Annotated in this window: 19 protein-coding genes; 11 read left to right on the plus strand and 8 right to left on the minus strand. The window is 35.1% G+C overall.

The features are described from left to right. Nucleotides 1–7 precede the first annotated feature (7 nt). Entirely contained in the window at nucleotides 8–1,642 is a 1,635-nt protein-coding gene (locus LNP23_RS00620; RefSeq protein WP_230003080.1) for an ABC-F family ATP-binding cassette domain-containing protein, read from the minus strand. 496 nt (nucleotides 1,643–2,138) lie between these two features. Between LNP23_RS00620 and LNP23_RS00625 the strand changes: the two genes are divergently transcribed. Further along, complete coding sequence (locus LNP23_RS00625) at nucleotides 2,139–2,597, plus strand: PepSY-like domain-containing protein (protein WP_230003082.1); 459 nt, start codon at nucleotides 2,139–2,141, stop codon at nucleotides 2,595–2,597. 210 nt (nucleotides 2,598–2,807) lie between these two features. Next, nucleotides 2,808–3,827 carry a PDZ domain-containing protein gene (locus tag LNP23_RS00630; protein WP_230003083.1) on the plus strand — a complete coding sequence of 340 codons (1,020 nt, stop codon included), beginning with the start codon at nucleotides 2,808–2,810 and terminating at the stop codon, nucleotides 3,825–3,827. A gap of 152 nt (nucleotides 3,828–3,979) precedes the next feature. Here LNP23_RS00630 and LNP23_RS00635 read toward each other — a convergent pair whose 3' ends face one another. Beyond that, nucleotides 3,980–5,155: a GlmU family protein gene (locus tag LNP23_RS00635; protein WP_230003085.1), complete on the minus strand. Its 1,176-nt coding sequence runs from the start codon at nucleotides 5,153–5,155 to the stop codon at nucleotides 3,980–3,982. Between the two features lie 1,051 nt (nucleotides 5,156–6,206). Continuing rightward, nucleotides 6,207–6,461: a type B 50S ribosomal protein L31 gene (locus LNP23_RS00640; RefSeq protein WP_008464817.1), complete on the minus strand. Its 255-nt coding sequence runs from the start codon at nucleotides 6,459–6,461 to the stop codon at nucleotides 6,207–6,209. A gap of 266 nt (nucleotides 6,462–6,727) precedes the next feature. Here LNP23_RS00640 and LNP23_RS00645 point away from each other — a divergent pair, with 266 nt between their 5' ends. The 6 genes from LNP23_RS00645 (at nucleotide 6,728) to LNP23_RS00670 (ending at nucleotide 13,789) form a co-directional block, all read left to right on the plus strand. Continuing rightward, nucleotides 6,728–7,261 (plus strand): DUF4199 domain-containing protein, encoded by a 534-nt coding sequence (locus tag LNP23_RS00645; RefSeq protein ID WP_230003087.1) that lies wholly within the window; start codon nucleotides 6,728–6,730, stop codon nucleotides 7,259–7,261. An 8-nt stretch (nucleotides 7,262–7,269) separates the two neighbouring features. Further along, entirely contained in the window at nucleotides 7,270–8,226 is a 957-nt protein-coding gene (locus tag LNP23_RS00650) for a glycosyltransferase family 2 protein (protein WP_230003089.1), read from the plus strand. A gap of 115 nt (nucleotides 8,227–8,341) precedes the next feature. Then, nucleotides 8,342–10,069 (plus strand): phospho-sugar mutase, encoded by a 1,728-nt coding sequence (locus tag LNP23_RS00655; protein ID WP_230003090.1) that lies wholly within the window; start codon nucleotides 8,342–8,344, stop codon nucleotides 10,067–10,069. A 4-nt stretch (nucleotides 10,070–10,073) separates the two neighbouring features. Next, nucleotides 10,074–11,114 (plus strand): PDDEXK nuclease domain-containing protein, encoded by a 1,041-nt coding sequence (locus tag LNP23_RS00660; protein WP_230003092.1) that lies wholly within the window; start codon nucleotides 10,074–10,076, stop codon nucleotides 11,112–11,114. Then, nucleotides 11,111–12,940 (plus strand): ABC transporter ATP-binding protein, encoded by a 1,830-nt coding sequence (locus LNP23_RS00665; RefSeq protein WP_230003094.1) that lies wholly within the window; start codon nucleotides 11,111–11,113, stop codon nucleotides 12,938–12,940. Before LNP23_RS00660 ends, LNP23_RS00665 begins: the two co-directional genes overlap by 4 nt. Nucleotides 12,941–13,087: 147 nt before the next feature. Next, nucleotides 13,088–13,789: a DUF2971 domain-containing protein gene (locus LNP23_RS00670; protein WP_047773946.1), complete on the plus strand. Its 702-nt coding sequence runs from the start codon at nucleotides 13,088–13,090 to the stop codon at nucleotides 13,787–13,789. A 181-nt stretch (nucleotides 13,790–13,970) separates the two neighbouring features. Here the strand turns inward: LNP23_RS00670 and LNP23_RS00675 are convergent, their stop codons facing one another. The 3 genes from LNP23_RS00675 to LNP23_RS00685 all read right to left on the minus strand — a co-directional run bounded on the left by LNP23_RS00675 (nucleotide 13,971) and on the right by LNP23_RS00685 (nucleotide 19,049). Then, nucleotides 13,971–14,693: a hypothetical protein gene (locus tag LNP23_RS00675; protein ID WP_230003096.1), complete on the minus strand. Its 723-nt coding sequence runs from the start codon at nucleotides 14,691–14,693 to the stop codon at nucleotides 13,971–13,973. A 182-nt stretch (nucleotides 14,694–14,875) separates the two neighbouring features. Continuing rightward, nucleotides 14,876–17,341, minus strand: a complete 2,466-nt coding sequence (locus LNP23_RS00680; protein WP_230003098.1) for a TonB-dependent receptor — start codon at nucleotides 17,339–17,341, stop codon at nucleotides 14,876–14,878. A 10-nt stretch (nucleotides 17,342–17,351) separates the two neighbouring features. Further along, nucleotides 17,352–19,049 carry a M23 family metallopeptidase gene (locus LNP23_RS00685; protein ID WP_230003100.1) on the minus strand — a complete coding sequence of 566 codons (1,698 nt, stop codon included), beginning with the start codon at nucleotides 19,047–19,049 and terminating at the stop codon, nucleotides 17,352–17,354. 180 nt (nucleotides 19,050–19,229) lie between these two features. Between LNP23_RS00685 and LNP23_RS00690 the strand changes: the two genes are divergently transcribed. The 3 genes from LNP23_RS00690 to rny all read left to right on the plus strand — a co-directional run bounded on the left by LNP23_RS00690 (nucleotide 19,230) and on the right by rny (nucleotide 21,590). Then, nucleotides 19,230–19,520: a hypothetical protein gene (locus LNP23_RS00690; protein ID WP_047773949.1), complete on the plus strand. Its 291-nt coding sequence runs from the start codon at nucleotides 19,230–19,232 to the stop codon at nucleotides 19,518–19,520. 5 nt (nucleotides 19,521–19,525) lie between these two features. Beyond that, nucleotides 19,526–19,819 (plus strand): cell division protein ZapA, encoded by a 294-nt coding sequence (locus tag LNP23_RS00695; RefSeq protein WP_047773953.1) that lies wholly within the window; start codon nucleotides 19,526–19,528, stop codon nucleotides 19,817–19,819. 208 nt (nucleotides 19,820–20,027) lie between these two features. After that, nucleotides 20,028–21,590 carry a ribonuclease Y gene (gene rny, locus LNP23_RS00700; RefSeq protein ID WP_047773955.1) on the plus strand — a complete coding sequence of 521 codons (1,563 nt, stop codon included), beginning with the start codon at nucleotides 20,028–20,030 and terminating at the stop codon, nucleotides 21,588–21,590. A gap of 521 nt (nucleotides 21,591–22,111) precedes the next feature. On the opposite strand, the gene LNP23_RS00705 is transcribed toward rny, so the two are convergent. Both LNP23_RS00705 and xerD read right to left on the minus strand, forming a co-directional pair. Beyond that, nucleotides 22,112–23,632 carry a sensor histidine kinase gene (locus LNP23_RS00705; RefSeq protein ID WP_230003101.1) on the minus strand — a complete coding sequence of 507 codons (1,521 nt, stop codon included), beginning with the start codon at nucleotides 23,630–23,632 and terminating at the stop codon, nucleotides 22,112–22,114. 155 nt (nucleotides 23,633–23,787) lie between these two features. Beyond that, nucleotides 23,788–24,684 (minus strand): site-specific tyrosine recombinase XerD, encoded by an 897-nt coding sequence (xerD, locus tag LNP23_RS00710; RefSeq protein ID WP_047773959.1) that lies wholly within the window; start codon nucleotides 24,682–24,684, stop codon nucleotides 23,788–23,790. Between the last annotated feature and the right edge of the window lie 4 nt (nucleotides 24,685–24,688).

Raw genomic sequence — 24,688 nt, forward strand, 5'->3', positions numbered from 1 at the left:
CAAAAAACTACTTTTCGATTTCTCTCATAGAATCCATTTTTTTATGTGCCAGGAAACCGGCAACATCTTCAAAATGTTCTTTCACGCGTTTATTTCCAAATTCAAAAACTTTTGTAGCTAAACCATCAAGGAAATCACGGTCGTGAGAAACCAAGATCAAAGTACCATCAAAATCACGTAATGCATCCTTGATAATATCTTTGGTTTTCATATCCAGGTGATTCGAAGGCTCATCGAGAATCAACAAGTTAACTGGCTCTAACAACAATTTAATCATCGCCAGACGTGTTTTCTCTCCACCCGAAAGCACTTTTACTTTTTTGGTAATATCATCACCATGAAACATAAAGGCACCTAATATATTTTTAATTTGTGTTCTTACATCACCAACTGCAATACCATCTATAGTTTCAAAAATAGTCGCATTCTCATCTAACAATGCAGCCTGATTCTGTGCGAAATAACCAATTTGTGAATTATGTCCAATATCAACACTTCCTTCATCAATGCCAATTTCTTTCATAATGGCTTTGATCATAGTCGATTTTCCTTCTCCGTTTTTACCTACGAAAGCTACTTTCTGTCCTCTTTCGATTACGATGTTAGCATCCTTAAAAACAACATGATCACCGTATGATTTGGACAATTCTTTGACCACAACCGGATATTGTCCGGAACGTGCCGCAGGCGGAAATTTTAATTTTAATGCCGAAGTATCTACTTCATCCACCTGAACAATCACCAATTTCTCCAACATCTTAACACGAGACTGTACGGCATCGGTTTTAGAGAACGTGCCTTTAAAACGATCAATAAAAGCTCTGTTATCAGCAATCATTCTTTGTTGTTCGTCATATGCTTTCTGCTGGTGAATACGACGGTCTTTTCTCAATTCTAAATAATGCGAATATTTAGCTTTGTAATCGTAAATTCTTCCCATCGTAACTTCAATAGTACGATTGGTAATATTATCTACGAAGGCTCTATCGTGCGAAATCACCACTACTGCTTTTGCCTGATTCAGCAAAAACTCTTCTAACCACTGAATACTTTCAATATCCATGTGGTTGGTTGGCTCATCGAGTAAAATTAAATCCGGTTTTTTCAAAAGGATTTTAGCCAATTCAATACGCATTCTCCAACCTCCTGAAAATTCAGAAGTCTGACGTGTAAAATCTTCACGCTCGAAACCTAATCCAACCAGAATTTTCTCTACTTCGGCCTCGTAATTCACCTCTTCGATGGCGTAAAATTTCTCGCTTAAGTCTGAAACTCTTTCAATAAGTTTCATGTAGGCATCACTTTCGTAATCGGTACGAACGGTTAATTGTTCGTTGATTTCATCGATATCGGCTTTCATGCTAAAAATTTCGCCAAAAGCTTTTGATGCCTCTTCCATTACAGTTGCGCCATCTGAAGTTAACAGATGTTGCGGCAGATACGCAATAACAGCCTCTTTTGGAGCCGAAATATTTCCGGTAGAAGGTTTGCTCTGCCCTGCGATTATTTTCAAAAGTGTCGATTTCCCCGCACCATTCTTACCCATAAGGGCAATTTTATCATTTTCGTTTATAGCAAAAGAAACATCACTAAAAAGAGTAGTTCCACCAAACTGAACTGAAATATCGTTAACTGTAATCATTTTTAGATTCTAAGATTTTTAGATAATTAAATTATCTGATTTTGAAAGCGCAAAGATAGATTAATTAGATAATTAGGCAATTAGAAAATGAGGAAATGTGGCAATTGAAAAATGTGCCAATTAGATAATGTGTCAATTTGGGAATGTGCCAATTAGAGAATGTGTTAATTAGAGAATTTGTCAATTTGGGAATGTGTTAATTAGAAAATATAACAATTTTGCAAAAAACAGCAGTAGCGTAACGGCTGTAGTAAAACCAATTGGCTTAAGCAGCACTTATAAACTTAATTATGACAGCGATAAACAATTCACAATCGCTCTTTTAAATTATAGTTAATTTCAATTCTGTATTTTAAAAAACGGAATTCTTCAATTGACTTCTAAACGTTTATTTACCCCAATTAAAGCAACTTTGAGAGATACAAAAAACAACTATTCAAACATACTAGAGCCAAAGATTAAATAACCAATCAGAATCCTTTTTAAGAATGCAAGTATGAAAACAACACTCTTATTACCCATTATCATTTTAGCTCTTTTGTTATGTACAACAGCATGTCGCAAAGACCATAACCAAGTGTTGATAATTAATTCTGCTGAATTACCCGTTGCTGCCACTACTTTTATTTCGACTTATTTTCCTGATACCACTTATCAACAAATAAAAAAACGAAAAACTACTGATTCTGACGATTTTGTATACGAAGTTAAACTAGCCATTAATTTTAAACTGAATTTTGACAGCAATGGGAACTGGATGGATATTGACGGAAATCACCAAACCATACCCGTTGAACTAATTCCGGAAAAAATCAACTCTTATATGGCTGAAAATTATCCAAACGCATTCATTACTTACATTGATAAGGAAAAAACACATGTCATAACAGAACTTTCTAATGATCTGGCATTAACCTTTGACTTACAGGGAAATTTTACGAGAATAGACTATTAAATCTATTTTTAAGTAGGAAAATCATGACTTTCCTGAAGTTTTCTACACTATCCATTCCAGATCTCTGTGGCATAATAAACAACAAATACCTCAATTACATCCACCGGGTTGGCAATAAGATACAGCTGTGTTTTCAAAAAACAAATTTATAAACATACAAATCGCCTGTTTGTATATACAACCACTGAAAAGTTCAAATAACCAGAAAAAATGAAAAAGAAAAATAACTTCGTAAACTACCTTACCCTAGTACCCTACCTATTGTTTTTACAAGGTTGTGGTTCAAATCAGTTTAAAGAAAATTACAAAAGTGAAGAAAACTATTTCAAGAATTATGATCCTAACTTAATTGAGAAAACCGAAACTCCTTCCATTTATACCACCAACAATCCACAAACAGACCGAATTGGATTGCTTGAAGATGGATATATTTATCTTGGTAAATCTCAATTTACAAGTATGGAAATTAATTCGAGAAATGAAGCTTTAAAATTTGCCAAAGAAATTGGCGCAAGCATTGTTTTATTAGGGGCAACATATGAGCGTACCAAGAAAATAACAGATCCGATCTATCCCTATTATCCGGTACCAGAACAACAAAATAATATTGTGACAAACAATCCTGTTTATGCTATGGGATTACCAAGTGTCAGTTATAATTATAGTTTCGACAGCAAAAGCAAAACAAAAAAAGAAACTATAACCACAATTGCTCCAAATGCGACTGTCTATAATCAAAGCATAATTACAAATGGGAAATCATCGGATAAACAAACGAAGCAAGCCATAAATCAGCAAATATGGACCGCACACAATCCTAATGCATCTTCTACTATTGTTGAACCGGTACTTTCTCCTGCCTACGCCACGACACTTCCTACTGAAAACAGAGAAGTAGACATTTATACCTATGATGCTACTTTTTGGGGTAAAACGACCCGACCACCTGCGCTGGGCATTGATGTAATTGATCTTTCTGATGAAATAAAGAAAAAATTAAACCTTAACGGCGGAGTACTTGTTACCGCAGTAATGAAAAATTCGCCGGCACTTTTTGCTGCCATTTATCGTGGAGACATCTTGATCAGTATTAATAAAAATACCATCATTACCACAAGTCAGATTGGTGAATTACTTAGAATAAACAAAGGGAAAGTTGTAAAATTAGAACTGTATCGAGATGGAAACAAAATCATTAAAGAAGTTAAACTGAACGACTCAGCGTATTAATTACAGTCCTTTTTTGCAAGACCACAAAAAGTATAAAAAAAGTGAGTCCGATTGTTATCATACTCACTTTTTTTTTATTTCTAAATCTGTCTAAACTTTTGGGTGCAGTCCATTCGGACTTATTCGGGTTCTGAATTCGGCTTCTTTGACATTTAGTCCTTTCTCCACTTTTTGGTTTCTTCAAAAATATGTTCTAAGATTGCTGATTCGGTTGCATCAAAGTCAATATTTCTGCGTCCCATAACCAGTTTAGCGGTTTCGAAAGCTTTTTTAGTCACATAGGTTGTAAAACCTGCCGCACCGCCCCAAGAAAAACTCGGAACAAAGTTGCGTGGAAATCCGCTACCGAAAATATTAGCACTGACACCGATTACAGTTCCGGTATTAAACATGGTATTGATTCCGCATTTACTGTGATCTCCCATCATCAAACCACAAAACTGAAGTCCGGTTTTTGCAAAACCTTCTGTCTCGTAGCTCCATAATTTTACTTCTTCGTAATTGTTTTTTAGATTTGAATTATTAGAATCGGCACCAATATTACACCATTCTCCTAAAACAGAATCTCCTAAAAATCCGTCGTGTCCTTTATTTGAATTGGCAAAAAGAACCGAATTTTTAACCTCTCCACCTATTCTCGAGCCAACGCCAACGGTAGTTGCGCCATAAACTTTAGCGTTTAATTTTACCTGCGCATTTTCGCACAAAGCAAAAGGTCCACGAATGGCAGAGCCTTCCATAATTTCGCTGTTCTTACCTATATATATCGGACCTGTTGAAGCGTTTAAAGTAACAAACTCCAATTTAGCGCCTTCTTCTATAAATATATTTTCGGGTGCAATGGCATTTACGCTTTTCGGAATCGGCATGGATTTCCTGTCTTCCGTCAGATATTTAAAATCTTCGCGAATTGCGGCATCATTTTTAGAAAAAATATCCCAGGTATGTTCAACAGTCAAACAATCGTCATCATACGAAATGATTTCATACGAATCAAAGTCAACTTCTTCCTGGTTCTCCGTCGTAAAAAAAGCAATTACATCATCACCTCTAAAAATCGCCTGATTTACGGTTAAATTAGAAACCATTTCGACTAACGTTTCATTTGGTAAAAACGCAGCATTAATCATTACATTTTCTTCTAATTCCACCATCGGAAATTTCTCCGACAAATATTCCTCTGTAATGGTTGTTATAGTTGAACCTAAGCGCATTTCCCATTTTTGGCGAATCGTCATAATTCCGATTAGAATATCAGCCACCGGTCTGGTAAAAGTAAAAGGCAATAAAGCATTCCGGACGGGACCGTCAAAAAGAATGTAGTTCATAGATAAATTTAATATTTGTTAAAATCTTGATTTGGTTATCAGGTTCAAAGTTACAAATATTTTAAAGAAAGGAAATACAGCCAAAGTTATATCGACTTGAATTCGGGAATTATTTTGGGGTTTTATAGAAACTATGCCTTTTTGTACGCGGGGTTAAACCATATAAGTCATATAAGTTCATTTAAAAAAATGGATTTAGTACATGTGGAGGGAATCCAAAGTTTGCAACGGTTCTTATACACAGAATACTCGTCTAATTATTTTCTTTAACCGCGCGTAAAAATCTCGCGAAGTCGCAAAGTCGCCAAGTTTTTGTTTTGTTTTTTTTAAACTTCGTGACTTTGCGACTTCGCGAGATAATTGTTTCTCCGCAACTTTTTCACTTCAAAGCACACAAAGATTAAAATAAACACAAAGCTTAAAATGAACTTACATCACTTATATGGTTTAAAAAATCTCGCAAAATCGTAAGTACGCAAGGGTTTACGCAAAGGCCGCTAAGAAGAATTTTTCAAGAAATTTTTTTCTACCCATGTGTCAGGCTGAGCGAAGTCGAAGCCCTTTTTTACTTAAACAGCCTTCGACTCCGCTCAGGGTGACAAATAGTATTAAATAAGCAATGGGTATTTTGTGGAATCTATTTGAAATGCAAAGTGCACAAAGGTTTACGCAATAAACGCAAAGCTAAAAATGAACTTACATCACTTATATGGTTTAAAAAATCTCGCAAAGTCGCAAGTGCGCAAGGTTTTACGCAAAGGTCGCTAAGAAGAATTTTTCAAGAAGTTTCTTTTACCCATGTGTCAGGCTGAGCGAAGTCGAAGCCCTTTTTTACTTAAACAGCCTTCGACTCCGCTCAGGGTGACAAATAGTATTAAATAGGGAATGGGTGTTTTATGGAATCTATTTGAAATGCAAAGCACGCAAAGATTAAAATAAACACAAAGCTTAAAATGAACTTACATCACTTATATGGTTCAAAAAAAAACATTACCGCATAAAAAAAGCCTCCCAAATTGGAAGGCTTTTATATGAAAATAAAAAACAGCTATTATTTTTTAGCGTGTTTTGCATATTTAGTTTTGAATTTATCAATACGTCCTGCAGTATCGATAAGTTTAGATTTACCAGTATAAAAAGGGTGAGATGTTCTAGAAATCTCCATTTTTACAACTGGATACTCAACTCCGTCAACTTCAATTGTTTCTTTTGTATCTGCAGTAGATTTAGTGATAAAAACTTCGTCATTTGACATGTCTTTAAATGCAACTAATCTGTAATTTTCTGGGTGAATTCCTTTTTTCATCTTTTCTTTTATTTATTGTTTAGAGCATTTTCATTTTGAAGCTTTTCCATGGTTAGAAAAAGGTGTAAACAAACGATACTCTTTTTTGTTTAAAAATTTAATTATTTTTGAGTGTGCAAATTTACATTTATTTTTCAATAAACAAATCTTTTAACCAATATTTTTAACCTCCTCTTTATCTGTGTCAATATTTTTAATATATATCTCACTTTTGTATATAGGGTAATTGCTATATTTGTGGATTAATTTTAAAACATATAGAAAATATGATCAATGAAGTTATAAAGAAAAATGGGATTACCTACGGTGTAATGATTGGAATTGCATCTGCATTAGTTACTGCTACAATATATGCCGTTGATTTAAACTTGTTCACCTCTTGGTGGATTGGAGCTACAGGTCTCCTTATAAGTTTTACACTGTCGATTATTCTACTAACTAAAACGAAAAGAGAGCTAAAAGGCGTTTTTCCTTTTAAGGAAGCTTTTACCACTTATTTTATTGCGGCTGTAATTGGAATATTGATCTCTACTTTTTTTAATGTTATCCTTTTTAATGTAATTGATCCTGAGGCGAAAGATACTGTGAGTGAATTAATGATTAAATATACAGTATCGATGCTGCAAAAATTCGGAACACCTGCAGCTGCTATTAACGAAGCTGTTGCCAAAATGAAACTAAGCAATCCGTATTCTACTTTAGAGTTATTAAAAGGATCTGTTTTCACTATCGTGGTCAGTTCTATTTTAGGATTAATTTTCGCCGCAATTTTCAAAAGCAAAACTACAATACAAGAATAAAAAAATAAATGAATTTATCTATACTTATACCGCTTCTAAACGAGGAGGAATCACTACAAGAACTCTATACGTGGATTATTAAAGTGATGCAATCTAACAATTACTCTTATGAAATCATTTTTGTAGATGATGGTAGTACAGATGATTCCTGGGCAATTATTGAAAATTTTTCTACCGAAAATCCGAATGTAAAAGGAATTCGTTTCATGAAGAATTTTGGAAAATCACAGGCTTTACATGCCGGTTTTGCAAAAGCAAAAGGAGATGTAATCGTTACAATGGATGCCGATTTGCAGGATAGTCCGGATGAAATTCCCGGATTATACGAAATGATTACAGCCGAGAAATTTGATTTGGTTTCGGGATGGAAAAAGAAACGTTATGACTCTGTTGTAGCCAAAAATCTTCCTTCGAAATTATTCAACTGGGCGGCAAGAAAAACATCCGGAGTAGAATTAAACGATTTTAACTGCGGATTAAAAGCATACAAAAATACGGTTGTAAAAAACATAGAAGTTTCGGGCGAAATGCACCGTTACATTCCGGTTTTGGCAAAGAATGCCGGTTTTAATAAAATTGGTGAAAAAGTAGTACAGCATCAGGCCCGTAAATATGGCGAAACCAAATTTGGAATGGAACGTTTTATAAACGGTTTTCTTGATTTGATTACGATTTGGTTCCTGTCAAGATTCGGAAAAAGACCGATGCACTTGTTTGGCGCACTGGGTTCGGTAATGTTTATTATCGGATTTTTTCTGGCCGGTTATATTGGTATTTCAAAACTATACCATATGTACAATGGCATGAGATACAGCCTGGTTACAAACAACCCTTGGTTTTTTATTGCCTTAACTACAATGATTTTAGGAACTCAGTTATTTTTAGCAGGTTTCCTTGGTGAAATTATTTTGAGAACCAAAAGCAACGAAGGACGTTATAAAGTAGCACGAGAAGTTAATTTTTAACGTAGTCCCTTGTTCATTAAAAAACAAGCGGACTGAGAGTAGAGCGAATTGATGAAATAAACAACCGCTCCTGAAAACAACAATTATTTTGATCTAAAATAAAAGAATACGAAAGATGAATATAGCACCTAACATTTTAAATGCTGTAAACGAATGGCTGACACCAACATTTGACAGCGAAACACAAGCAGCTGTTAAAGAATTAATGACCACATCGCCAAAAGAGCTTGAGGAAAGTTTTTATAAAAACCTGGAGTTTGGAACTGGTGGAATGCGTGGTGTCATGGGTGTTGGAAGCAACAGAATCAACAAATACACGCTGGGTAAAAACACACAAGGCCTTTCGGATTATATGCATCAGGTATTTCCAAATCAGCCTTTAAAAGTGGTTATTGCCTACGACTGTCGTCATAACAGCAATACCTTGGCCAAACTTGTAGCCGATGTTTTCTCTGCCAATGGAATTCAGGTTTATTTATTTTCAGATTTGCGACCGACTCCTGAACTGTCTTTTGCTCTTAAATATTTAGGATGCCAATGCGGAATTGTACTTACGGCTTCACATAATCCGCCCGAATACAATGGTTATAAAGTATATTGGGAAGACGGAGGACAAATAGTACCTCCTCAGGATACTGAAATCATTACTATTATTGAAAATTTAAGCTACGATAAAATCAAATATCAGGCTAACGAAAAACTGATTCAGTACATTGACACTGAAATCGACAAAGCTTTTATAAAATCTTCTATTGACAATGCCAGTTTTAATACACCGGCTGAAGCAAAAGAAAACCTGCAAATCGTTTTTACCTCTTTGCACGGAACTTCGATAAAATCTATCCCGGAGACTTTGTCTCAGGCCGGATACACCAATGTGCATATTGTTCCCGAACAAGCAATTCCTGATGGAAATTTTCCAACGGTAAAATCTCCAAACCCGGAAGAGCCTGAAGCATTGACAATGGCTTTGGCTTTGGCAGAAAAAACCAATTCTGACATTGTAGTAGGAACAGATCCGGACTGCGATCGTTTAGGCGTTGCTGTTAGAAATAACGAAGGCAAAATGATTCTTCTTAACGGAAATCAGACCATGGTTCTGATGACTGCTTTCTTATTGAAACAATGGAAAAAAGCCGGAAAAATTAATGGCAAACAATTCGTAGGTTCTACCATAGTTTCTACTCCGATGATGATGGAACTGGCGACAAGCTATGGCGTAGAATGTAAAGTGGGTCTTACCGGTTTTAAATGGATCGCCAAAATGATCAAAGATTTCCCTGAACTTCAATTTATTGGAGGCGGTGAAGAAAGCTTTGGTTTTATGGTTGGTGATGCTGTAAGAGATAAAGATGCTGTTGCCGCTACCTTATTAATATGTGAAGTAGCCGCACAGGCAAAAGCAGCCGGAAGCTCTGTTTACAAAGAACTTTTACAACTTTATGTTGAAAATGGTTTTTATAAAGAACATTTGGTTTCATTGACCAAAAAAGGTATGGAAGGTTTAGAAGAAATTAATCAGATGATGATTAATTTACGTCAAAATCCTTTGAAAGAAATCAGTGGACAACGTGTGATTATGGTGGAAGATTACCAAGCATCTACAGCCCTGAATCTTTTTACAGGTGAAGAGTCTATAATCGACCTGCCAAAATCTAATGTTTTGATTTATTATACAGAAGACGGATCTAAAATTTGCGCCAGACCAAGTGGTACTGAACCAAAAATCAAGTTCTACATCAGTGTAAATGCCGAATTAGAATCTGTGGAAGAATTTGATGCTGCAGAAAGTTTCTTAGACCAAAAAATACAAAATATCATTGCAGGAATGCAATTGAAATAGTAGAATGAGTGACAAACCTGACATAAATGACAATCCAAAACTATTAGATTCTATTATTGGATTAATAGACCAGACTCGTCATTATGTTGCCAAAACGGTCAATCAGGAACTCACTTTGCTCTATTGGAAAATCGGGAAATCGATTAATGATGAGATTCTGAAAAATGATCGCGCCGATTATGGGAAAAAACTTATTTTAGAATTAAGCAAAGAATTATTAAACCGATTTGGGACAGGATTTAACAAAAGAAATCTACATAGTTTCATCAAACTAAACACTGTTTTTGAAGACTTTACAATTGTGCACACAGTGTGTGCACAATTGAGTTGGTCTCATATTAGAACGCTGATTTATATTGAAAGTGATATAAAACGTGAGTTCTACATACAGATGAGCATACATGAAAGATGGAGTGTGAGAACGCTTCAGGAACGAATAGACAGCATGCTTTTTGAAAGAACGGCCATTAGTAAAAAGCCCGAAGAAACCATTATTAATGACTTGGCATTATTAAAAAATGACAAGCAGATCAGTCCTGATTTAACTTTTCGGGATCCTTATTTTCTGGATTTCTTAGGTTTACACGACAGTTATTCTGAAAAAGATTTAGAAAGTTCGATCCTGGCGCAATTGCAAAATTTCATTACTGAAATGGGTAGCGAATTTGCCTTTCTCGCGCGACAAAAAAGAATAACAATTGACGACGAGGATTTTTACATTGACCTGCTTTTTTACCACCGAGGCCTGCGTCGCCTGGTTGTCATAGATCTAAAATTAGGAAAATTTAAAGCCGCCTACAAAGGTCAGATGGAGTTATATCTTCGATGGTTAGAGAAAAATGAACAAAAAGAAGGCGAAAACAAACCAATTGGATTAATTTTGTGCAGTGAAAAATCACCTGAACAAATTAATTATTTAATGCTCGACAATGACGAACAAATCAAAGTCTCAGCTTACTTAACCCAATTACCTGAAAAAAAATTATTGCTGGAGAAGCTTGAAAGAGCCATTGCCATAGCAGAAAATAACATCAAAAATAAATGAGTAATTTCAAAAAAATAGTTCCTTTTATATACCCATATAAAAAATATGCGATTCTAAACATCTTTTTCAATGTTTTGTACGCACTTTTCAGCACCCTTTCCTTTATGGCATTAATCCCTATGATTCAGGTATTATTTGACCAAACAAAAAGAAACACCGTTCTGCCTAAATACGAAGGACTTGTACATATAAAAGAATATGGAGAGCAATACCTGAGTTATTATATCACGACAACTACTGAGAAACATGATATTGGTTATACCTTATCTATCATGGTAGCCGTAATTATTTCGATATTTTTACTAAAAAACCTGGTCGATTATTTAGCGATGTTTTTTATCACCTTTTTAAGAAATGGTGTTTTAAGAGACATGCGAAACGCCATGTATAAAAAAACGCTCGAACTGCCTTTGGCTTTTTATTCTGAAAAAAGAAAAGGAGATGTTATTTCCCGAATTTCTGCCGACGTTAACGAGGTTCAAAACTCCTTTCTGGCCATTCTGGAACTTATCGTAAAAGAACCCCTAACAATCGTTTTTACTATAGGTGCCATGTTAGTGATTAGCGCTAAGCTAACTTTATTTGTTTTTGTTTTCATTCCGGTTTCAGGATATATCATTTCATTGATTGGAAAACAACTTAAAAAACAATCTACAAAAGCTCAACAGGAACAAGGAACATTTCTTTCAACCATTGAGGAAACCATTGGAGGCCTGAAGGTCGTAAAAGGTTACAATTCAGAAAATTACTTTAATTCTGTTTTTCAGAGTTCAACAGACCGTTTTTTCAATTTATCAAATACTATTGGAAATCGTCAAAACTTAGCTTCTCCTGCCAGTGAGTTTATGGGAATTACCGTAATTGCGATATTACTTTGGTACGGTGGACAGATGGTTTTAATTGACAAAACACTAGACGGCGCTTCTTTTATCGCTTACATGGGACTAGCCTACAACATCCTGACACCCGCAAAAGCTATTTCTAAAGCTTCTTATGGAGTAAAAAGAGGAAATGCGGCAGCAGAGCGTGTTTTAGAGATTTTAGATCAGGACAACACCATTACCTCAAAACCGGATGCCATCAAAAAAACAACTTTTGATTATGCGATTGATGTTCAAAACATCAACTTTAAATATGAAGAGGAAACAGTTCTGAAAAACTTTTCTCTTACGGTTAAAAAAGGACAAACTGTCGCACTTGTTGGTCAGTCGGGAAGTGGAAAAAGTACCATCGCCAATTTACTGACCCGTTTTTATGATGTTAATGACGGAACAATTTCTATTGACGGCATCAACATCAAAGACATGAACCTGCAATCGCTTCGTAGTTTAATGGGATTGGTTACTCAGGACAGTATTTTATTCAACGACACCATAAAAGCAAATATTTCATTAGGAAAATTAGACGCAACCGATGAAGAAATTATCGAAGCACTAAAAATCGCTAATGCCTATGAATTTGTAAAAGACCTGCCATTAGGAATCTACACTAATATTGGAGATAGCGGAAACAAACTTTCCGGAGGACAAAAACAACGTTTATCTATTGCCCGTGCAGTACTCAAAAACCCTCCGATTATGATTCTTGATGAGGCTACTTCTGCATTGGATACGGAAAGCGAAAAATTTGTTCAGATTGCCCTTGAAAACATGATGCAAAACAGAACTTCGATTGTAATTGCACACCGTCTTTCAACTATTCAAAAAGCGGATCTTATCGTAGTAATGCAAAAAGGAAAAATTGTTGAACAAGGAACTCACGAAGAATTAATCGCGCATAACGGAACTTATAACAAACTGGTTACGATGCAGTCGTTTGAATCTTAATTGCTGATTTTAGATTGTAGACTTTAGATTGCAGAGTTTAGATTGCAGACTTTAGATTATTGATTGTAGACTATTTTTTTGATATTTTACATTTAACATTTGATTCTTACCTTTTGATTTCCCAAAAAAAATCATTAAATTAGATAAATGTATATCAACAATCCGAACATAAAACTGCCTGCAGATCCAGACACCGTTGTTTGGAAATACTTGGACTTGTCTAAATTTCTTGACATACTGCTTTCTAAGAAGTTATTTATGTCCCGTTCGGATAAATTTGAGGATCAATATGAAGGCACTTTTAGCGAACCTACTTTCGAAGAGATTAAAAAACTGGCGATTGACAATCCTGAATTTTTAAATTACTACAAAACACATCGCGAAAAAGTAGCGATAAGCAGTTGGCATATCAATGAATACGAATCGTTTGCTATGTGGCAGATTTTTACTCAAAACAGTGAAGGGTTAGCTATTCAATCCACTATTGGGAGATTGCAAAAAGCGTTAAAACCCGAAAACAATTTTGATCAATATATCGGCAAAGTAAATTACATCGATTATAAAAAAGAATACATTCCTTTTGACGATTCGTTCTTTCCGTTTTTATTTAAGAGAAAGAGCTTTCAATACGAACGTGAAGTACGCATCATTACAGATACTTCTGAGAGCACTATAAAGCTAAATGACGGAATAAAAATTAATGTTGATATCAATCAGTTAATTGAAAAAATATACATTCATCCAAAATCAGAAAACTGGTATAAAAAATTGGTAATCGAATTGGTAGAACGTTTAGGGTTCGGGATTGAAATCGAAAAATCAGATTTAGAGAGCGATATTTTGATTTAAGTTTTTTTTTGGCCACAGATTAAAAGGATTAAAATGATTATTAATCTGTGATGTAAAAAAATTAGACACGAATTGCACCAATTACACTAATTAATTCGTGCCAATTGGTGTAATTCGTGGCAAAAGAATCTAGATGATCAAAAAAATCATTCTAATCTGTGTAATCTGTGGCAAAAAAAAATCAAATAGGCTTATAACTTTTAACTTCCCATTTTTTAGACGCCAAATCAATATAGCTATAGTGCAAAACGTCGTTTTTATCAAACTGACCGTTTTGATTGGTGTCTTCGATTGTTCTGAAATACAAGCGGTTTTTAGATTCTATTAAATTCCAATCTACCAATTCCTGAAAATCTTCTGAAACTTTGGTAAAATTTTCTCCGCTAATATGACTTAAATACAATGTTTTAATATCACTTGTATCAATTTTACCGTCTTTATTGGTATCCGAATCGGCCAATGTATAAACCATAACCTGATTCTGTGTTTTATCGGCAATTGTTTTTAAATACGTAGCGGTTAGAATCAAAGCCGGTTTATCGGTCAAAGGACGAATTGAATCTGAATCTGTTTTTTGAAATTTCAGGTTTTGCAAATAACCTGTGATTTCAAATTCGCCCAAATTAGAAATCGTAAAACTTACATCATTGACACTTGAAGAGCCGTATCGTGCTTTTGTTCCTTTTTCATACACTCTCAAATCACCTACCGGATGAATCAAATAGTTTGTCCCCTCCATCTGAATTGGCAAATCTGCTACTTCAATCTGAGTTGAATCTGTTTTTACGGCACTACTGGTCTTATTCGTTCTATCGTAAATAACTTTAGGTTTCTGAACTTCATCACGGCAACTCGCTAGAGTTCCGATAATTACTAATACTATATATTTTAAATAATTTTTCATCTGCATTAATTATATTCGGTTATCAAATATAGTATTTTTGATTGTATTATTTATTTTTATTGAATTTTACTAAAGTAAGGATATTTAGAAATACAATCCCAAAAAAAGCCTAAAGAAAGAATCAAAGATTTTTCATATCAAGAAATCAGACAGAACTGCTTTCCTTCTTAACAATTCCACAATTACAACCTCGCATTCAACTTAATATTAAAAACTCTCGAAGTCATATAATTCGGAATGGCGTATTGTGTTTTAGAGTACACATCACGCACCCAGGTATTGGTTATCGCATTTTGATTGTTGAAAAGATTAAAGATTTCAAAACCAACAGACAATTCTTTGAAGTTTTTCAACCAGCTTGTTTTAGCTGTTCTGGTACTGCTGTCTACAAAAACTTTAGCAAAACCAATATCTGCCCTGCGGTAATCATTAAGTCTGCTCTGATACAAATACGGGTCAGAATAAGCGGGAGAACCTCCCGGCACGCCTGTATTATACACTAAATTCAAATACATTTTAATACTAGGAATATTAGGCATATAATCCTGAAACAACATGGCAAATTTTAATCGTTGATCTGTCGGTCGTGCGATATATCCTTTGTTCTCATAGTTCTCTTCTGTTCTCAAATACCCAAAACTTATCCAGGATTCTGTTCCCGGAACAAACTCTCCGTTCAACCTGAAATCAAGACCCTGCGCGTATGCTTTTGCATTGTTATTAGCCACGTAACGAATACGAACATTATCTACCGAGTACGTATTTACATCTGAAAGTGATTTATAGTACACCTCCGTCACCCATTTAAAAGGACGATCCCACATTTTAAAACTGTAATCGTTACTCAAAACAATATTTATAGACTGCTGTGCTTTTACATTTGGATTCACTACTCCATTTAAATCTCTCAGCTCTCTATAAAAAGGAGGCTGATAATACAATCCACCTGAAAGTCTGAAAACCATATCCATATCCCAATCCGGTTTTATAGCAAACTGAGCCCTCGGACTGAAAACAATCTGATTTTTCCCTTCCTCAGTAGCTCCTTGCACGGACCAGCTCTGAAAACGCGCTCCGATATTATACCAAATCTGATTGGAACCAATTGTCTTTTTCTGATTCCATTGTGCATATCCGGAAAATCTGTTTATCGTATTAAAGTTCGTCGCACGAACATCCTGGTACGGCAACAACAGTCCCACATAGGGCACATAAGGCTGGTTGTTTTCCGGAAGACCAATAATTGGCGGTCGTATAGAAAACCCAGCCGAATCGATCATTTCCCACTCTGCTATCCGATCCCGAATGGACTCGCGGGTATACTTCATCCCAAATTCCAACTGACCATCTATCCATTCCTTAAAACCCTTTATTTCTGCATTTGCAATCAGAGCATCGAGATCGTTTCGGGCATGATTAAGTTGAGAACCTATTCCGCGTGTGAAATCAACATCATCAATAGAAGTTGTCCCATCTGCATTAACGTTTCCTAATCGGTATTGCGCCAAAATATCGAAATGTTCTTTTTCTATGGTATGAAATAAAGAACCTATAAATTTTAAAGTAAAACCTGGCGACACTTTATAAGTTGTTTTCAAAGCGCCAAAATAAGTATCATATTGGTCTTTTTCCTGACCCTCATAATAAACGGCGAGCGCCATTGGCTGATCAATTGTTCCAAATTTAGTCTCGCGTGTTAAAGGCTGATATAAATATTTGTTCTGAGAAATATTCCCCAAAAAACTCATTTGCCATTTTTCGGAAATATCATAATTTATGTTGGTCTGAACATCAACAAAAGTGGGGGTGTAATTCGTTTGCGTATCCTGACTGTTTACAAGCAGGCTATTATTTCGATATCGGACTCCGGTAACGGCGGACCATTTTTTATTTTTGGAAACCGCATCAACCGATACACTCCCTCCTAACAAACTTGCTTCTAAGGAAGCACCAAACTCAGTAGGTTTTCTGTACGTAATATCCAAAACAGAAGAAAGTTTATCACCAAATTTAGCTTGAAATCCTCCTGCAGAAAAATCAACATTCTGAACTAAGTCAGTGTTGGTAAAACTCAAACCTTCCTGTTGTCCCGAACGAATCAAAAAAGGACGGTATACTTCTATTTCGTTTACATAAACCAGATTTTCGTCATAATTCCCACCACGCACCGCATATTGTGTACTCAGTTCATTGTTTGAATTTACACCGGGTAAGGTTTTTAGAATATTCTCGATCCCGGCATTTGCTCCGGGAACCTTTTTAATTGTTGCAGCATCAATAACTGTAATTCCCTGCACCCTCTTTTTATTCCTGGAAGACACGAAAACTTCTCCCATTTGTTCTTCGGAATTACTCATTACAGGATTAAAGACAAAAACTTCATTGGTTTTTAAATTTACCGTAAGACTCATCATTTTTAATGAAACATGAGTAAAGATCAAAGCCACTTTTCTATTGGAAGGAACTTCAACCTCAAAAAAACCATTTGAATCTGTTTGTGAAGCATTTCCCAAAAAAGAAATATTCACACTGGATACAGGTCGTTTTTCACTATCTAAAATGATTCCTTTAACACGGGCTTTTTGCGCAAACGAAACATAACCTATGCACAAAAAAAAGAAGACGAATATTAACTTACTACGATTCAAATGTCTGATTTTATTTTTGTTGACTTCTAAAAAAGTGAGTTTCAAAGGTAGTAGAATTTCCTACATTATCAACTACTTCAATTTTTAAATCATTAGCGCCTTCTGCGACAATCCCATCTTCAAAGCGGTGTGTAATTTTTCTGGTTTTATAATCATATTCAAATAAAATCCAATTTCCATTTAAATAACCGTTATACGATTTAACTCCAGACAAACTGTCCCCGATCGTAAACTGAATTGTTTTCATATCACTGATCCATTTGTCCTGAATTGGTTTTGCAATTTTGATGACCGGTGCTATCGTATCGAGCACCAATCCGAATTGTCCCAGAATTTTTGATTTAGTCGTAAAAACATCATTTTTGCGAATCGTTCCATTGTAACTCTTGCTGTTTCCGCTAAATCTGGCTATAAACAATTTATCTCTGAGCTCTTCCGGATAGGTAGCGTCTTTTATAGTAACGGTAAAATTAGAATGCACCGGAACTACATCTTCATGAATATAAATTCGGTTGTTCTTTACATCAAAATTCAAATTAAAATCCTCATAGAAAGTTCCCGCAGGAAAAAACACGGACATATTGTCTTTTTCGAAATTAGAATCTTTATTATAACGAACGACATACTTTGACGCTATTGGTTCTGCAGTTACTATTGGCGTAGCGGCATCATATTCAACTGGAACCGTCACCGAATTTAAATTCCCATAATAATCCGAAACCTCAATCTTGTAAGTCGATGTCAAATTGGGAGCAACCGGAATAATTCCGCGCAGCGAATCTGTTTTTATAATACTTAATGCAAAAGGCGTTTTCATAAAAAGCTTCTGAATACGCTGTCCTGATTTTTTATATCTCGGGTAATCGATAAACGCGTTGATAAAACGCATCTCATCAAAGGAGTACGTGTTAAACTGATAGTTGTAATTTTGATTTCCATTTAAAAAAGTAGAGACATTAAAAACACCATTTTTATTAAAAGAAACATCATCGGTATCAACAGCATTAATCCCAAAACCAATCGCACCATTTGCTTTTACTTTTCCTGCGAGATAGGTTCCGTCTTTCTGAAGTGACAGACTTAATAATAAAGGCTGTTTGGATAGATTTACAACGGTATTTTCGTTTATCGGATAAACCAACAAACTTGAAATCGTTGGTTTCTTTGTGTCTTTAATATTTTGATCAAAGCCAAAAAACATTGGATTAATAACAAATTCCGTTTTAGAATCGCGAAATTCAAAATGCAAATGTGGACCTTCTGAAGACCCCGTATTTCCTGAAAGCGCAATCAATTGTCCTTTTGTAACCGGCAACTCGTTTGGTTTTGGAAACATTTCTATTTCAAAAGAACGTTCCGCATAATGTGTTTTTTGAACATAATCCTGAATCGGACCCAATGTAGTCTGCAAATGTCCGTAAACAGAAGTGTATCCATTGGGGTGTGTGATATAAATACATTTACCGTTACCAAAAGTAGAAATTTTGATTCTGGACACATAACCATCCGCAACGGCGTATACATTTAGCCCCTCTCTTTGATTGGTTTTCAAATCGAAACCGGCATGAAAATGATTCGGTCGCAACTCCCCAAAATTACCTGAAAGTTGCATCGGAATATCCAGCGGCGGACGAAAATAATCTTTAGGATATTGCGTCTGAGCACAAATAAAATTAGATAAAAACAGAACAAGTATTGAAAATCTCATAACCAACATTTTTGCTAAGATAAAAAAATATGAGGCCAAAACCGAGTAAAAAGCTACAATAATACAATGAATTGAATTTCATTCAATTGCCTATTTTTAATGTAAAAAAATCGATAAAAAATTGCATTAATAAAAAGGAATACTAACTTTGTATGATTAAGTAATGAATTAGGATTTATAATGAGTGTAATTGCCGAAATAATTGATACTCTTGAATATAAAGTCGAAAAGCTTTTTGAGAAATCAAAGGCACTGGAGAAAAACAATCAGGAATTAAGATTAGAACTAGCCAAAGCTTCGCAAATCATTCAGAAAAAATCTGAAGAAATGGACGCTTTGAGAAAGCAATACGAAACACTTAAGATAGCCAATTCATTGCTGGGCAGTGACAATAATAAGAGAGAGACAAAGCTTAAAATAAATTCATTAATTCGCGAAATTGATTACTGTATAGCACAACTATCAGACTAGGAAACATGGACGAAAAGCTTAGAATTAAAATATCAATTGCAGATCGGGTTTATCCATTAACGGTAGAACCAAATCAGGAAGAGGGACTAAGAAGTGCTTCTAAAAAAATTGATGCTATGATCAAGCAATTCGAAGAAAGTTATGCGGTTCGCGATAAGCAGGATGTATTAGCCATGTGTGCTTTACAATTTGCTTCACAAGTAGAACAAAAACAAATTGATTATAATGTTGATGGTCACGAAACCATCGAAAGAATTAAAAGATTAAATTTACTTTTAGATCAATATCTCGAAAATTAAACGTTCTTTACAAAAACTAAGATACTGCCTACATTAGTTCATTTTTGGTAAACTCAACACTAACAATTTAGAATGAGCGAATCATCACTACTAGAGCATGCCACGCTTTTTTGCGAGGAAACTTGAACAGTGAGTTAGCTCAAAACTTGTCTTTACGAGTTTATTCAAGCAATTAATGTAGGCTTTTTTATATATAAATTTTAACAACATGGACATAATAACGATCATTATTTCAGGTATTATAGGAATTGCGGCAGGGTTTGCAATCGCTAAAATTATCGAAAAAAGCAATATTTCTAATTTAATCAAAAACGCTAAAAAAGAAGCAGCCTCAATTTTAAAAGACGCCAATTTAGAAGCCGAAAACACTAAAAAAGACAAAATTCTTCAGGCAAAAGAACGTTTTATCGAATTAAAATCGGAACACGAACAAGTAATCTTAGCCCGAGATAAAAAGGTAGCTGAAGTTGAAAAAAGAGTTAGAGACAAAGAATCACAAATATCAAATGAGCTTTCTAAAGCCAAAAAAGTAAACGACGATTTCGAAGCTAAAACACAAGAATACAACAACAAAATTGAAGTTTTAGACAAGAAACAAACAGAAGTTGACAAATTACACAAAAGCCAATTACAACAGCTTGAAGTAATTTCAGGACTTTCTGCAGAAGAAGCTAAAGAACAATTAGTAGAAGGTTTAAAAGCCGAAGCTAAGAGTAAAGCAATGTCTCACATTCAGGACACTATTGAAGAGGCAAAACTTACTGCACAGCAAGAAGCTAAAAAAATCATTATCAATACCATTCAAAGAGTTGGAACAGAGGAAGCAGTTGAAAATTGCGTTTCTGTTTTTAACATTGAATCTGACGATGTAAAAGGTAGAATCATCGGTCGTGAAGGTCGTAACATTAGAGCTTTAGAAGCAGCTACTGGAGTTGAAATCATTGTTGATGATACACCTGAGGCGATTATTCTTTCTTGTTTTGATCCTGTACGTAGAGAAATTGCCCGTTTGGCTTTACACAAATTGGTGACTGACGGACGTATTCACCCAGCAAGAATTGAAGAAGTTGTAGCTAAAACAGCCAAACAAATTGACGACGAAATTATCGAAGTAGGTAAACGTACTGTTATTGACTTAGGAATTCACGGCTTACACCCTGAATTGATAAAAGTAGTTGGTAGAATGAAATACCGTTCTTCTTACGGACAAAACTTATTGCAACACTCGAGAGAGGTTTCTAAACTTTGTGGTATTATGGCAGCTGAATTGGGTCTGAACGTAAAACTGGCAAAAAGAGCCGGTTTACTTCACGATATTGGTAAAGTACCGGATACAGAAAGCGATTTACCTCACGCCTTATTAGGAATGCAATGGGCAGAAAAATATGGTGAGAAAGAAGAAGTTTGTAACGCCATTGGAGCACACCACGACGAGATCGAAATGAAATCATTGTTATCGCCAATCGTTCAGGTTTGTGATGCTATTTCAGGTGCAAGACCAGGCGCAAGACGTCAGGTATTGGATTCTTATATTCAACGTTTGAAAGATCTTGAAGAAGTAGCTTACGGATTCAGCGGTGTTAAAAATGCTTACGCTATTCAAGCCGGTAGAGAACTTCGTGTAATCGTAGAAAGCGAAAAAGTTTCTGACGATAACGCTGCCAACTTATCTTTTGAGATTTCTCAAAAAATTCAAACAGAAATGACTTATCCAGGTCAGGTAAAAGTAACTGTAATTAGAGAAACAAGAGCTGTTAATATTGCTAAGTAATCTCCGATTTATATAACAACAAAGGCTGTCTTGAGAAAGACAGCCTTTGTTGTTTTTAGGTAATACCTAAAACCTTGTATAAAATGAGTTTAACTGTTTTTAGTATTGATTTTACCTCAATTTCCTATACTCTTGTCATTTGGCTAGAAATTGCATTCGGCTCGATGTGAGTACGTATGTGATTTCTCCTATGGAATTAACACAAGTTGCTCCGTTTCGACTTTCCGCAATCTTGTCATACTAAGGAACAAAGTATCTTCACGACATAATCCGTGGATTGAAGCTCAACTGTATCGTTTCAGCAAACGGAGATCCTTCGTTCCTCAGGATGACAAACTGTGCGGAGTTTCTTATGTGATTACCGGTGCCTTAGTATGACAAAAAAAGTATCTCTAAATTCTTTATTAATTTAAACAATTTATCACCCACAAGCCCCCGCATAGTTCCCGTTTAAAATTGGAATTTGGAATATTGGAATTTAAACCCCAACTTGGTCTCGGCTATCCCAAATCACCTAAACCTCATATATCATTAAATACAATTTTAAAGCTTGTCCCTACTCCTACTTCACTTTCAACAGAGATAGAGCCTTTCATCGCTTCAATTTGATTTCGGGTAATATACAATCCAATTCCGCGTGCTTCGCGATGTTTGTGAAAGGTTTTATACATTCCGAACAAGAGATCACCATAAACGTTCAAATCAATCCCTAAACCGTTATCAGTAATCTTAAGTGATTTAAAACCGTCCGGTTCAATTGCAAAATCAAAAATAATAACAGGATCCCGATCAGGGTGCGCGTACTTTATAGCGTTTGTTGTGAAATTCAATAACACACTTTCCAGATAAGCCGGATTAAAATTGATGCTTACGTATTTGGGAACATTATTTACAATCGAAACATTTTTTTGTCTGTCATGCCCTCTAATGGTAAAAATCGTTTTTTCGATATACTCACTTAACCTCAAAGGAACCACGATGATATTGATATTGCTTTGTGTTTTTACAATCTGGGTCAGATTAGAAATAGTTTCATTCAGATCATTGGAAACGGTTCTTAAATGCTCTAACATTTCGTCAACAGTTTGTTTATTAACATCCGCATCGATAAAGTCTAATATCGATTTTATATTCCCGGCCTGCGTATTTAGATTATGCGAAACAATATGAGAAAAATTCAGCAATCGGCTATTCTGATCACTGTATAATTTCATTGTTTTTATAAGATCCAGCTCTTTTTCTTTTTGTGAAGAGACATCCGTGTGCGTTCCGATCACACGCAAAGGTTTTCCATTCTCATCGCGCTTGATTACCTTTCCTCTGTCAAGTATCCATTTATAATTACCGCTGGACGTCATGACACGATGGTAATTTTCGTAATAGGGAATTTTATTCTCAAAATGATCCTTAATATCTGAATAATACTTAGGAAGATCATCGGGATGCACGATTTTATCCCAACGTTCCGGATCATCAAAAATATCGGTTGACTCCAGCTCTAAAATTTTCAATGACAAGGAAGAATAAAAAACACGGTTGGTCACCATGTCCCAATCCCAAATACCTGCAGTTGAAGCCTCCAAAGCAAACTGAAAACGCTCCTCAGAAATACGAAGATTCTCTTCTTTCTCTTTTAGATCTGTAATGTCAGAAATATGACCAAAGAAAGCAACACCACCATCTGCAGCTAGTTCGGTTTTAGAAGAAACCTTAAACCAGCGCAATCCTTTTTTAGGCAAGACCGCTCTAAATTCGATCTCCCAGGGCTTTATCTCTTTTCTTGCTTTTACCAAAGACGTAAAAAACAATTCTTTGTCCTGAGCAAATATCCTATCGTAAATAATTAACTTAATATCATTAGTAAAATCACTAGCGGTAAGTTCAAAAATAGCATCCGCAGACTTACTGACAAGTGGAAAAGAATATTTATTATCGCGATCAATAATAAATTGAAAAAGTAAATCCGGCATCTCTGCAAACAGCTTTCTGTAAAAATTATTTACCTCTAAGCAATCCTCACTTCCATACAAATCAAAAACCATATATTACTTATTTTATTTAATTTGAACTCCCTACACCCTATTCAAGATAAAAAAGTAAGAAAAATAACCCTATATTTTCCTATATGTAAAATATATACCCAATATATTAAAATTTAAAAAGAAAAACGACAGTTGATCACAATTATTATTCGAAATTATTTTCGGGGATGAAAAGAGTGTATGACTTCTTTCAGAAAACTTCTATCTAAATGAACGTAAATCTCAGTAGTTGTAATTGACTCATGTCCAAGCATTAACTGAATGGATCTTAAGTCAGCTCCATTTTCGAGCAAATGGGTTGCAAATGAATGACGCAAAGTATGTGGACTAATATTTTTATTCAGATTTACTTTTACGGCCAGATCTTTTATAATAGCAAAAATCATGGAGCGTGTAAGCTGACTTCCTCTGCGGTTTAAAAACAAAGTATCTTCATAACCTTTTTTTATATTTAATGTATTTCTAATGCTGCTTTGATACATGCGGATGTACTTTTCAGTAAACTTACCAATCGGAACAAAACGCTCTTTATTTCCTTTTCCGGTGATTTTAACAAAACCCTCCTCAAAATACAAATCAGAGATCTTAAGCGACACCAATTCCGAAACCCGGAGTCCACAGCCGTATAAAGTCTCTAAAATAGCGCGGTTTCTTTCTCCTTCATTTGAACTCAGATCTATAGCCGCAATTAAGGCATCTATTTCCGTAACAGACAAGGTATCCGGTAATTTCCGTCCCGTTTTTGGGGCCTCAATTAATTCTAACGGGCTGTCTTTTCTGTAATCTTCAAATACTAAATAATTGAAAAAACTTTTCAATCCGGAAATAATTCTGGCCTGGGACCTTGGATTCACTTCTTTTGAAACGTCATAAATAAACTGCTGTACGGTTTCGTCTGTGATTTTCAATGGCGAAACTTCAATACCGTTCGTCTCTAAAAAAAGACACAATCGTCCGATATCGAAACCATAATTTTCAATTGTATTTTTAGACAATCCTCTTTCGATTCGCAAATACGATTGATAATCTTTTATGTAGGTATTCCAATTCATACGT

It is taken from the genome of Flavobacterium cupriresistens (assembly GCF_020911925.1).
In the GTDB taxonomy this organism is placed as follows: domain Bacteria; phylum Bacteroidota; class Bacteroidia; order Flavobacteriales; family Flavobacteriaceae; genus Flavobacterium; species Flavobacterium cupriresistens.

Bases quoted from the DNA above. Each gene is read 5' to 3' on its own strand.
- LNP23_RS00620 (WP_230003080.1), bottom strand. From the start codon at position 1,642: ATGATTACAGTTAACGATATTTCAGTTCAGTTTGGTGGAACTACTCTT.
- LNP23_RS00625 (WP_230003082.1), top strand. From the start codon at position 2,139: ATGAAAACAACACTCTTATTACCCATTATCATTTTAGCTCTTTTGTTA.
- LNP23_RS00630 (WP_230003083.1), top strand. From the start codon at position 2,808: ATGAAAAAGAAAAATAACTTCGTAAACTACCTTACCCTAGTACCCTAC.
- LNP23_RS00635 (WP_230003085.1), bottom strand. From the start codon at position 5,155: ATGAACTACATTCTTTTTGACGGTCCCGTCCGGAATGCTTTATTGCCT.
- LNP23_RS00640 (WP_008464817.1), bottom strand. From the start codon at position 6,461: ATGAAAAAAGGAATTCACCCAGAAAATTACAGATTAGTTGCATTTAAA.
- LNP23_RS00645 (WP_230003087.1), top strand. From the start codon at position 6,728: ATGATCAATGAAGTTATAAAGAAAAATGGGATTACCTACGGTGTAATG.
- LNP23_RS00650 (WP_230003089.1), top strand. From the start codon at position 7,270: ATGAATTTATCTATACTTATACCGCTTCTAAACGAGGAGGAATCACTA.
- LNP23_RS00655 (WP_230003090.1), top strand. From the start codon at position 8,342: ATGAATATAGCACCTAACATTTTAAATGCTGTAAACGAATGGCTGACA.
- LNP23_RS00660 (WP_230003092.1), top strand. From the start codon at position 10,074: ATGAGTGACAAACCTGACATAAATGACAATCCAAAACTATTAGATTCT.
- LNP23_RS00665 (WP_230003094.1), top strand. From the start codon at position 11,111: ATGAGTAATTTCAAAAAAATAGTTCCTTTTATATACCCATATAAAAAA.
- LNP23_RS00670 (WP_047773946.1), top strand. From the start codon at position 13,088: ATGTATATCAACAATCCGAACATAAAACTGCCTGCAGATCCAGACACC.
- LNP23_RS00675 (WP_230003096.1), bottom strand. From the start codon at position 14,693: ATGAAAAATTATTTAAAATATATAGTATTAGTAATTATCGGAACTCTA.
- LNP23_RS00685 (WP_230003100.1), bottom strand. From the start codon at position 19,049: ATGAGATTTTCAATACTTGTTCTGTTTTTATCTAATTTTATTTGTGCT.
- LNP23_RS00690 (WP_047773949.1), top strand. From the start codon at position 19,230: ATGAGTGTAATTGCCGAAATAATTGATACTCTTGAATATAAAGTCGAA.
- LNP23_RS00695 (WP_047773953.1), top strand. From the start codon at position 19,526: ATGGACGAAAAGCTTAGAATTAAAATATCAATTGCAGATCGGGTTTAT.
- rny (WP_047773955.1), top strand. From the start codon at position 20,028: ATGGACATAATAACGATCATTATTTCAGGTATTATAGGAATTGCGGCA.
- LNP23_RS00705 (WP_230003101.1), bottom strand. From the start codon at position 23,632: ATGGTTTTTGATTTGTATGGAAGTGAGGATTGCTTAGAGGTAAATAAT.
- xerD (WP_047773959.1), bottom strand. From the start codon at position 24,684: ATGAATTGGAATACCTACATAAAAGATTATCAATCGTATTTGCGAATC.